This window comes from Dolichospermum sp. LEGE 00246 (genome assembly GCF_015207865.1).
GTDB classification, from domain to species: Bacteria; Cyanobacteriota; Cyanobacteriia; order Cyanobacteriales; family Nostocaceae; genus Dolichospermum; species Dolichospermum heterosporum.
Map to the genome: position 1 here is coordinate 1 of NZ_JADEWA010000189.1, position 9,563 is coordinate 9,563.

General features: G+C 38.5%; 7 protein-coding genes and 1 pseudogene. 1 reads left to right on the top strand and 7 read right to left on the bottom strand.

Annotated features, from left to right (window positions below; translation table 11 throughout):
• Positions 1-92: 92 nt before the first annotated feature.
• From IQ228_RS13695 to IQ228_RS13705, 3 genes are all read right to left on the bottom strand, one after another.
• On the bottom strand, positions 93-506 hold the full coding sequence (locus tag IQ228_RS13695; protein WP_027403361.1) for a secondary thiamine-phosphate synthase enzyme YjbQ: 414 nt from the start codon (positions 504-506) through the stop codon (positions 93-95).
• Between the two features lie 127 nt (positions 507-633).
• The gene (locus IQ228_RS13700) at positions 634-1,731 is read right to left on the bottom strand and encodes a glycosyl transferase (RefSeq protein WP_193963162.1); all 1,098 of its coding nucleotides are present in this window, start codon (positions 1,729-1,731) and stop codon (positions 634-636) included.
• Positions 1,732-1,957: 226 nt separating this feature from the next.
• Positions 1,958-3,109: an aminotransferase class V-fold PLP-dependent enzyme gene (locus IQ228_RS13705; protein ID WP_193963164.1), complete on the bottom strand. Its 1,152-nt coding sequence runs from the start codon at positions 3,107-3,109 to the stop codon at positions 1,958-1,960.
• An 85-nt stretch (positions 3,110-3,194) separates the two neighbouring features.
• Between IQ228_RS13705 and IQ228_RS13710 the strand changes: the two genes are divergently transcribed.
• Positions 3,195-4,310 carry an ABC transporter permease gene (locus IQ228_RS13710; protein ID WP_193963166.1) on the top strand — a complete coding sequence of 372 codons (1,116 nt, stop codon included), beginning with the start codon at positions 3,195-3,197 and terminating at the stop codon, positions 4,308-4,310.
• A 228-nt stretch (positions 4,311-4,538) separates the two neighbouring features.
• Here the strand turns inward: IQ228_RS13710 and IQ228_RS13715 are convergent.
• From IQ228_RS13715 to IQ228_RS13730, 4 genes and pseudogenes are all read right to left on the bottom strand, one after another.
• Positions 4,539-5,300, bottom strand: a pseudogene (locus IQ228_RS13715) (Rpn family recombination-promoting nuclease/putative transposase); the annotation flags it as partial.
• A 369-nt stretch (positions 5,301-5,669) separates the two neighbouring features.
• Positions 5,670-5,819 (bottom strand): DUF2887 domain-containing protein, encoded by a 150-nt coding sequence (locus IQ228_RS13720; protein ID WP_370566894.1) that lies wholly within the window; start codon positions 5,817-5,819, stop codon positions 5,670-5,672.
• A 137-nt stretch (positions 5,820-5,956) separates the two neighbouring features.
• Positions 5,957-6,982 carry an ABC transporter permease gene (locus tag IQ228_RS13725; protein ID WP_027403365.1) on the bottom strand — a complete coding sequence of 342 codons (1,026 nt, stop codon included), beginning with the start codon at positions 6,980-6,982 and terminating at the stop codon, positions 5,957-5,959.
• An 839-nt stretch (positions 6,983-7,821) separates the two neighbouring features.
• Positions 7,822-9,435, bottom strand: coding sequence for an ABC transporter substrate-binding protein (locus tag IQ228_RS13730; protein ID WP_228043870.1), 1,614 nt, complete (start codon positions 9,433-9,435; stop codon positions 7,822-7,824).
• Positions 9,436-9,563 lie beyond the last annotated feature (128 nt).

Here is a 9,563-nt window from a genome sequence, read left to right on the forward strand (position 1 = left end):
AGACGGTCTAGGTCGTCGGCAGCGGCAGATGTGTATAAGAGACAGGGAGAAGAGAGGTGGGGGGGGGAACATCACAGATAACTTTTTCAATCCTATCCAGAAATATGAACTACTAACTCTCTCACATTATTCTGTTGACGATGTTCCCAAACATAGATTCCTTGCCATGTTCCTAATACCAAATGACCACGATTAATGGGAATTTGTTCGGAGGTATGGGTTAAAACTGTGCGGATATGTCCTGGCATATCGTCTGGCCCTTCAGCATCATGAATGTAATGGTTTCCCTCTGGGACTATTTTTGTCATGAAATTAGCTAAATCAAGTAATACATCAGGATCAGCATTTTCTTGAATTACTAAACTAGCTGAGGTGTGACGTAAAAATAAACTACAAAGCCCAGTTTCTATACCAGATTCAGCAACAATAGCTTCAATTTTGGCGGTAATATTGTGAAATGATTTTCCATTGGTGGAAACTCTTAATAGTTTTTGGTAGTGGGTCATGGCTAGTTTATAGTAGTTTATATATAGCGGTTTTTGGCTGAGTGAAATACAAGAAGTTTATCTTTTTCTCCCCCCTGCTGCGGGGGGATTCAGGGGGGTGCAAGGAGGGGGCTTATGATGTATTTTTTCAAGTGCATACCGCTATATTTGTCTCTAAATAATCTATCACAGCTTTGGCTATTGTTTCATTCCCATCTTTGGCTATGATGTTGGGTTGCTTTGGTGCTTGGGGTGATTGATCAAGAAAATCCCAATCTCCTTGAAAAAATTCTGGTGTTGTGAGAATTTGATGATGATTGTAATTAGCAATTCCTGCTAACATGAAAGCTGCTTCGGCAAAATCATGACGGGGTATGGTTACAACTGGTATTTCTAGACGGGTAGCTTCTGAAAATGTCCCATATCCAGGTTTAGAAATAATTCTCCCACAAATCGGCATAAAATCCACAGGACGATATTGATGATTTGTAATTTTAATTAAGTTAGGTAAATCTGGGGCTGAGGCATCAAAAGTAATAAATTGCCAATCGGGAAATCTGCTGGTATTAGTGTAAGGAATTTCTTGCAAACCTAAACCACCAAATGTCAGTAAAATGGTTTTTTCTGGCGGTCTACTTATTTGCCAATTAGTGCGTAATTCATCAATATTAAAATGGGGAGAACCACCAGTTAAACCGACATCTGTAATGTTGGTAAATGCTGACATGGGTTCATGGAAAGGAAGACGAAATAGGCGATCGCATTTTCTATACCAATCACTAATCCAATCAGCCATTTCCGTAAATTCTTCCCCCCAATCTCGATAGATAAAATCCCAACCGAAGTTACTAATCATCCAGCAAGGAATATTCGTAGCTTCAGCAAATCCAGCAGCTAGAAAAGGAATATCTGCTAAAATTAAATCAACGCGATTTTGACGAATAAAATTAACTTCTGAAGCAATTAAAGATTTATGATTTTTTTGAATTTCTCGCAGTTTTGCTAAAGTTGCTGGTTTATCCATTGTCAAACTATCAGCTTGAATCACACCTAAATCAAACGCCCGTTGACGTAAAATAAAATCACCCTCTATATAAGATTCCAGTAACCAGCGAGGTGCAGTGGTGACTAGAATTAATAATGCTTCAGGATATAGTTTTTGGATAGTGTTAGCAATGGAAGCTGTGCGGGTAGCATGACCAAAACCGTGATTTGTGATGGCTATATATATAGTTGGTCTTTTCATGATTTAAAACAAGGTTAAAAAGAGTATTGGGCGATTAGAAATCACTACTACACAAGCAAAGTCCGCCGTCGCGGACTAATATGATTTAACCCACAAAGGTGGGTTTTGTCTGTTTAGCAGTGACTTCTAGTACAAAACGGCGTAAATAAACCAACCATTCTAAATCCTCCAAAAGCCTATACTGTCTTCATTTTGACTTTTGACTTTTGACTTCCGCCTTGCGGTACTAGTCGCCTTTTATAGCTGCTATTAATTGGTCAATTTCTGATTCTAATGTTAAATAATGAACACTCACACGAATGCAATTAGGACTGGCAATTGTTCGAGTTAAAATATTTTCTGACTCTAGAGATTGCACTAATTTAGAACTAGGCTGATTAGTTAATTGAAAAGAAACCAATCCACTTTCTGGGGGTGAATTTTTTAAACATTTGACATTGGGTAAAGAGTTTAATTTTTGCCAGAGATAATTACTATTTTTGCAGATTTGCTCATATCTTTCCTGTGCTGTCCCCCATTGTTCATGAATTGTAATTGCTTCTTTTAAACCCACATATAATGAAGTTGGTAAAGTAGATACTTCATATCTGCGTCCATCTGGTTGCCAACCCGTCGGTTGGGCTTGATTATTAGTAACTACTCCATTTAAGCCAATGAAAGTGGGATGCAGATTTTCCCTGGCTTGAGGATACACATATAAACCACCCACACCAGCAGGACCGCATAACCATTTGTGACCAGTAAAGGCATAAAAATCTACACCCAAAGCAGTTAAATCCAAAGGAAGAACGCCCACTGATTGAGCCGCATCTATCAATAACAGAGAATTATTGCTTTTGCATATTTCTACAATTTTATCAATGGGTAAAACTTGACCTGTATTCCATAGGACATGACTTAAAACTACTAAGCGGGTTTTGGGACGGAGGTTTTCAGCAATAATACTGATGGGATTCCCCTCATTTAAAGTAGCCATTAACGGACAGGTAGTAACCTCTACTGCAAATCTACGAGCAATTTCCTGGGCAGTAGCAATGACACCAGGGTGTTCGCAGTCAGAAAGGAGAAGATGATCACCCGGTTGCCAATCAATTCCCCATAAGGCAATGTTACAACCGACTGTGACATTACCAGTGAGAGTTATTGTATCAGATGGTACATTTAATATAGAGGCGATCGCCTCCCGACTGGCTTGTATTTGCGGTGCGATCCAACTGTATGCCTCACTCCCAAAAGGACCTATACTTTGAATATGGGCTTGAGATTGAGTGATAACATCCATAGCCCTTTGCGGCATTGGACCTTGTCCTCCGTAGTTAAAATAAAGCTTATTACTTAAAGCGGGAAATTGTGACCGATGGTGATGCAGGTTATTCATAAAATAGGTTTGCGATTTTTTATCTAATCTATTGATATATACTTTTATCAACAATTAATCAACATTAACTTTTACGTCAAAAACTATGAATTGGTGGCAACGACTCAACAAAAACCCTTTAGCACGAACTGGGGCAATTGTCCTCTTCTGTTTCTATTTAGCAGTAATTGGTGCTGATTTCATCGCTCCTTATAACCCTTATGATTCACAAACCAATGGTTCACTACTGCCACCGACTCAGATTCATTGGGTATCTCAATCAGGGCAGTTTATTGGACCCCACGTATATCCTACAACACAAGGCGATACTAACTTAGAAACTGGGGAAAGAAAAATAATTATAGACCAGACAAAACCTTCACCATTAAGATTATTTGTTGCTGGACCTAAATATCAATTATTCAATTTGAGTATTTCCCTCCCACCCAAATGGCAGGAAGCCACAATTATCCCTGGCATTTCCTTAAATTGGCATTTATTTGGGGTTATTGGTGACGCAAAATTGAATATTTTGGGAACAGATGAACAAGGACGCGACCAATTTAGTCGGCTGTTGCATGGTGGTCGAATTAGTATGTTTATTGGTATTTTTGGAATTATCATTACCTATCCATTGGCGTTGCTTATTGGTGGTATTTCCGGCTATTTTGGCGGAATAATTGATAGTATTATCATGCGTTTAGCAGAAGTATTGATGACCTTTCCGAGTATTTATTTATTAGTAGCACTATCAGGAATTTTGAGTCCAAAATTAACCAGCACTCAGCGATTTTTATTAATCATTCTCATCACTTCTGTAATTAGTTGGGCAGGTTTAGCGAGGATAATTCGCGGACAGGTATTATCAATCAAAGAACTTGAATTTGTGCAAGCAGCAAAGGTAATGGGTGGTAATCCCATTTATATTATTGTTCGTCATGTTTTACCACAAACTGCAACTTACATTATTATTTCTGCTACTTTAACAATTCCTAGTTTTATTGGAGCAGAAGCAGTATTAAGTCTAATTGGTTTAGGTATTCAACAACCAGATCCTTCTTGGGGAAATATGCTTTCTTTAGCCAGTAATGCTTCTATTTTAGTATTACAACCTTGGCTAATTTTACCACCAGCAATTCTGATTATTATTACCGTTTTGTCATTTAATGTATTAGGTGATGGCTTACGTGATGCCCTTGATCCTCGTAGTTTTCAAAGGTAATAATGTGTCTGATAGTACAACAATTTAGCAGGTAGGAATAAAAGTTAAAGTTTGACTTGAAACAAGCCTTAAAAGACCAAGGAGTAAAAATTAGACAATTAATTGCAAAATATTAAAAAAGTGATCAGTTGAACTAATCACTTTCCATTTCTTCTATTACAAAAGAAGGATGTTTTTAAAAGATGCGTAGCACGAAAAAAACAGTGTCATTATTTCAATCTCATGTTTTTAAACATGAGTTTTTCCTGTTCCCTGTTGCCCGTTCCCTGTTCCCTCTGAATCTGAAGGAGTTTCATTAACAGATGTTTCCGCAACCTTTCTTACCGCTTCAATATCTACAGCCAAATTTGCGGCTATTTGTTCCACAGTCAAACCTAACTGTAATAACAAAGGTACTGTTTCCAACTTACCTTCCAACTTACCTTCCAACTTACCTTCTAACTTACCTTCTAACTTACCTTCTAACTTACCTTCTAACTTACCTTGTACTTTCGCTTCCTCCGCAACTTCTCGAAAATACCTTGTTTGCTTTAATTCATCTAGAGTAAACATTGCTTCAATCTCCTGACGAGTTAAATTACTTAATTTGTAAACCAAGATCGTCTCTAACAATTCTAAGACTTTTTGTCTTTTACTGGCATCTGCTAATTGTTGTCGAGATTTTTGGATTAACTGCCTTGTATGATCAATAGCAGTTTCCTCTTTTTCCACTACTAGCTGTACCATTCCCAGTCCTATTGAATTATCGGTTGTTACCTCCAACTCATCCAAATAAATAAACGTGATTTGCTGACTCATTAGCAAACCCCGATACTGCATTGGTACACCAGGATCTAAACTACGTTTAGCAAAAATGGCTACTGCGTGAAAATCATTCTTTGGTTGATATTGATTCAGATAAACAAAGATTTCGGTAAATAACCGCCAGTAAAAATCCGCTTTCGGTTGAAATTGAACTTCTACAAAGTAAATCGGTTGTTCAGGTATTTCTGAATCAGGTTTGACACTCTCCGGTCTAAAGACGCGGAGATTCTATAGAGAGTTTCAGTCTATATCCCTCAGTTATCCCAGTTTCAGGCATTGCCTTAAATATTTGGGTTCTTGCCCTGATTTCGTTTGCCCTGGCGGGTGAAATCATATCTGACAAGCGTAACTTTCCGAGAGTCCCTCGGTAGCTTTTTATGTCTTTAGTGACAATTTAGTTGTATCACGAATATGGATTAAAATTTGAAATAATTTCAAATTTTCAAATTAACGTCAATGCAGGATAAATCCTGCCTCTAGCCTTCATCTCTTGTCTAAAGCCCAAATGTGGCTGACTGAGTCAGCCACATTTTCAAGGGTTTTCGGCGTTCTTCCTTATAAACCATCAAAGCGAAATGCTAGTTCCTTAATTTCTACAGATGTGAATTGATATGCTTCCGCTTCTGTGGCTGGCTTGCCAATCAGTTCAAAAAGGATACTAGGTAATGTCTGAAATAGTTGATAGAATATAGTATCTGTTTTCACAAGAGTGCTGTTCTTTTACATGAGTTTAAAAAGTAGCGATCTAAAATTTTTTTGACAAAGTTATCAGTCTAGCTAATCACTTTCTATTAGCACTGTATGGTGTATGGCGTTAGCCATGCTAAAATCATACTCCTTTTTTAATATCTAATTCTCGGATCTACATAAGCATTGAGAATATCAATCAGAATACTGGCACTCACCACAATTGCTCCAAAAAATACTAACACACCCTGGACGGTAGGATAATCTCGGTCGGAAATAGCTTGATATAAACGATTTGCTAACCCTGGCCAGGAAAATGTCACTTCTGTTAAAATTGCTCCACCTAACAAGGAAGCAAATGTTAATCCTAAGACCGTAATTACCGGGATTAAGGCATTCTTCAAAGCATGGGAAACTAATATCTTACTTTCAGAAATTCCTCTCGCTCTAGCCGCTTCTACATAATCAGCTTTTAAGGTTTGTTTTAAGTTAACTCTGACAATGCGTTCAAAAATGCCACTGAGCAAAATTCCTAAAGTTAAACTTGGTAAAGCTAAATGATGTAAAGATGTGAAAAATTGACTTAAATTCCCAGCTAATAAACTATCAATTGTATATAAACCAGTAATATTTGTAGGTGCGGGAAGATTAGGGGGAAACCGATTGGAATTAGGAAACCAACCCAGTTGAACTGAGAAAACTAATTGTAATAACATACCTGCCCAAAACATCGGTAATGCGTAGGTAATAATCCCAAATAAACGCCCACCAATATCAAAACCAGTTCCCGGACGAGAAGCGGAAATAGTTCCCACTAAAACTCCGACAATCAACGCTACAGCCATGCTCGCAAATGCTAATTCTACTGTGGCTGGAAAATATTGACCAATTATTTCACCTATATTTTGCCCGCGACTGGTTAAGGAAGTTCCTAAGTCAAAGCGTAGTAAGTTACCTAAATAATTGAGATATTGTAACCAAATTGGTAAGTCTAAACCAAGTTGTTTTCTTAATTCTTCTTTTGCACTTTCTGGCGCTCTTCCTCCCAGAATTGCATCTGCTGGATCTCCTGGGGTGGCTCTAAGTAAAATAAAGACAATGGTGATAATAGTTAATAGTTGCAGTGGCGCAAATAGTAACCGGGAAACTATGTAATACTGTAATGCTTTAGAACGGGACATATTTTTTATAGGAGTCAGGAGTTAGAATGAAGAATGAAGAATGAAGAATGAAGGATTAACCTCGTTCCTTGTCTCTGACAAGGAATGCAGTCTTGAGGCTCTGCCTCATCTAATTAACAAGAGGCAGAGCCTCTAAATAGCATTCCCAGCCGGAGTCTGGGAACGAGAGAAGAAGGATTAACCTCGTTCCTTGTCTCTGACAAGGAATGCAGTCTTGAGGCTCTGCCTCATCTAATTAACAAGAGGCAGAGCCTCTAAATAGCATTCCCAGCCGGAGTCTGGGAACGAGAGAAGAAGGATTAACCTCGTTCCTTGTCTCTGACAAGGAATGCAGTCTTGAGGCTCTGCCTCATCTAATTAACAAGAGGCAGAGCCCCTAAATAGCATTCCCAGCCGGAGTCTGGGAACGAGAGAAGAAGGATTAACCTCGTTCCTTGTCTCTGACAAGGAATGCAGTCTTGAGGCTCTGCCTCATCTAATTAACAAGAGGCAGAGCCCCTAAATAGCATTCCCAGCCGGAGTCTGGGAACGAGAGAAGAAGGATTAACCTCGTTCCTTGTCTCTGACAAGGAATGCAGTCTTGAGGCTCTGCCTCATCTAATTAACAAGAGGCAGAGCCTCTAAATGGCATTCCCAGCCGGAGTCTGGGAATGAGAGAAGAAGGATTAACCTCGTTCCTTGTCAGAGACAAGGAATGCAGTCTTGAGGCTCTGCCTCATCTAATTAACAAGAGGCAGAGCCTCTAAATGGCATTCCCAGCCGGAGTCTGGGAATGAGAGAAGAATGAAAGAAGAAAACTTCTCCCTATCTCCTCTTAACTGTCACCTGTCACCTATTCCCTACTTTTTAATTGTTTTGTAAATCAGGTTTTGGGTAGGATCAAGATTGACATTGGCTACGCCTTTTTGAGCAAATACAAAATCTTTGCTTTGCCATAAAGGGATGTAGGGAACATCAGTTAATACTTGGGTTTGAATGTCGGCAAATATTTTCTTCCGAGTTTCAGGATTTTGTTCTTTGCGTTGTTGATCTATGAGTTTATTCATAGCTTCACTATAATAAAATGACCCCTGAGTTTGACTACCTCCAGTTTCGCAACCTTTAGCAACTGAACCTTTTTCACAGGCTAAAAATGGCTGTACGTAGTTATCTGGATCTAAAAAGTCTGGATACCAATTAGTTAAGGTACTGGGATATAAACCTTTGGAAATTTCTTTATAGAAAGTTGCACCTTCGACGGTTTTAACTTCAAATTGCAAAATACCATCCATTTTAGTATCAGCTAGGGATTTTAAGGTTTGTGCAACTAAACTGCGCGTCATTGAACTTGCAGGATACCAAATTTGCACTTTTGCTGGATTTTCTTTGGAGAAACCAGCAGCGACTAAGGATTTTTTGGCTTCTTCAAATTTACCATCACCATATTTATCTTGAAACAATGGCTGGGAAACGTTGAAGGTGGTGGGAATCATGCTATAAAGAGGATCAGCCTGTGATAATAATACCCGATCATTTAATAATTTACGATCAATTAATGATGCGATCGCTTGTCTCACCTCTACTTTATCTAAAGGTTTTTGATTGCGATTTAAAGTCATATAAGTAACTACACTACCTTGAGCAGATATAGCTTGCCAATCTCCCTTTTTCGCACTGGCTTCTAAACTCTGAATTTGATCCGGTTGTAAGGATAGATAGGCGACATCTATCGCCCCAGTTTTAAAGGCATTAAATAAGTTAACTGGACTGGTTTGAATTTGGACATTGACACCTTTGTTTTCGGGTTTTGTTCCCCAATATTTATCAAATACATCAAACTTTAAGGAATCAGTTCCATATTTGGCTAATTTGTAAGCGCCAGTTCCCACAAAAATATTCGGTTTAAATTTTACCGCCCCAATTTCATAGGATTTTGGCGAAACTGCACAGACTCCAGAAAATGCTAACAATGAAGGAAAAGCGGCAAAGGGTTTTTTCAGTTTAATTGTTAATTCATACTCTCCTGTGGCTTTAACTGAGGCTACGGTATCAGAAAGTAGGAAGGATGGTTTACCTTTGTTTTCGATAAAGCGTTGCAGACTAAACTCCATTGCTTTGGCATTGAAGGGAGTATCATCATGAAATAGGACTCCTTGGCGAATAGGAATGGTATAGGTTAAACCATCTGCACTCACTTTTGGTAATGCTGTTGCCAATTGTGGTTTAATTTCTGTACTACCTGGTTCATAAGTGTACAGGCGATCGCTCATATTAAATACTAAACTCAAAGATCCCAATTCATACGCATCAGCAGGATCAAGAGTTCTTGGCTTTTCCGTTGTCCCTACAGTAATCCGACCATCACCCGTAGTAGTATTTACAGTGCTAGACTGTGGTGTATTTGTTTGCTGTTTAGGAGTACAACTAACGACCAATAATAAACAAAGACAGAACAAAGATAGGAATTTTGTCATCCTACCCCATTGTTTCATTAGCAAGGAACACCAAGTGATCATTATTAAAATTTTTTCAATCAACGGTCAGTTATTATAGCAGGGAACAGGGAATATTGATCTTTTCCCATAACTTAACTAAATAATTC

What these genes read in the sequence shown, in the direction of transcription:
- IQ228_RS13695 (WP_027403361.1), bottom strand. Translation starts at nt 506, where the DNA reads ATGACCCACTACCAAAAACTATTAAGAGTTTCCACCAATGGAAAATCA.
- IQ228_RS13700 (WP_193963162.1), bottom strand. Translation starts at nt 1,731, where the DNA reads ATGAAAAGACCAACTATATATATAGCCATCACAAATCACGGTTTTGGT.
- IQ228_RS13705 (WP_193963164.1), bottom strand. Translation starts at nt 3,109, where the DNA reads ATGAATAACCTGCATCACCATCGGTCACAATTTCCCGCTTTAAGTAAT.
- IQ228_RS13710 (WP_193963166.1), top strand. Translation starts at nt 3,195, where the DNA reads ATGAATTGGTGGCAACGACTCAACAAAAACCCTTTAGCACGAACTGGG.
- IQ228_RS13725 (WP_027403365.1), bottom strand. Translation starts at nt 6,982, where the DNA reads ATGTCCCGTTCTAAAGCATTACAGTATTACATAGTTTCCCGGTTACTA.
- IQ228_RS13730 (WP_228043870.1), bottom strand. Translation starts at nt 9,435, where the DNA reads ATGACAAAATTCCTATCTTTGTTCTGTCTTTGTTTATTATTGGTCGTT.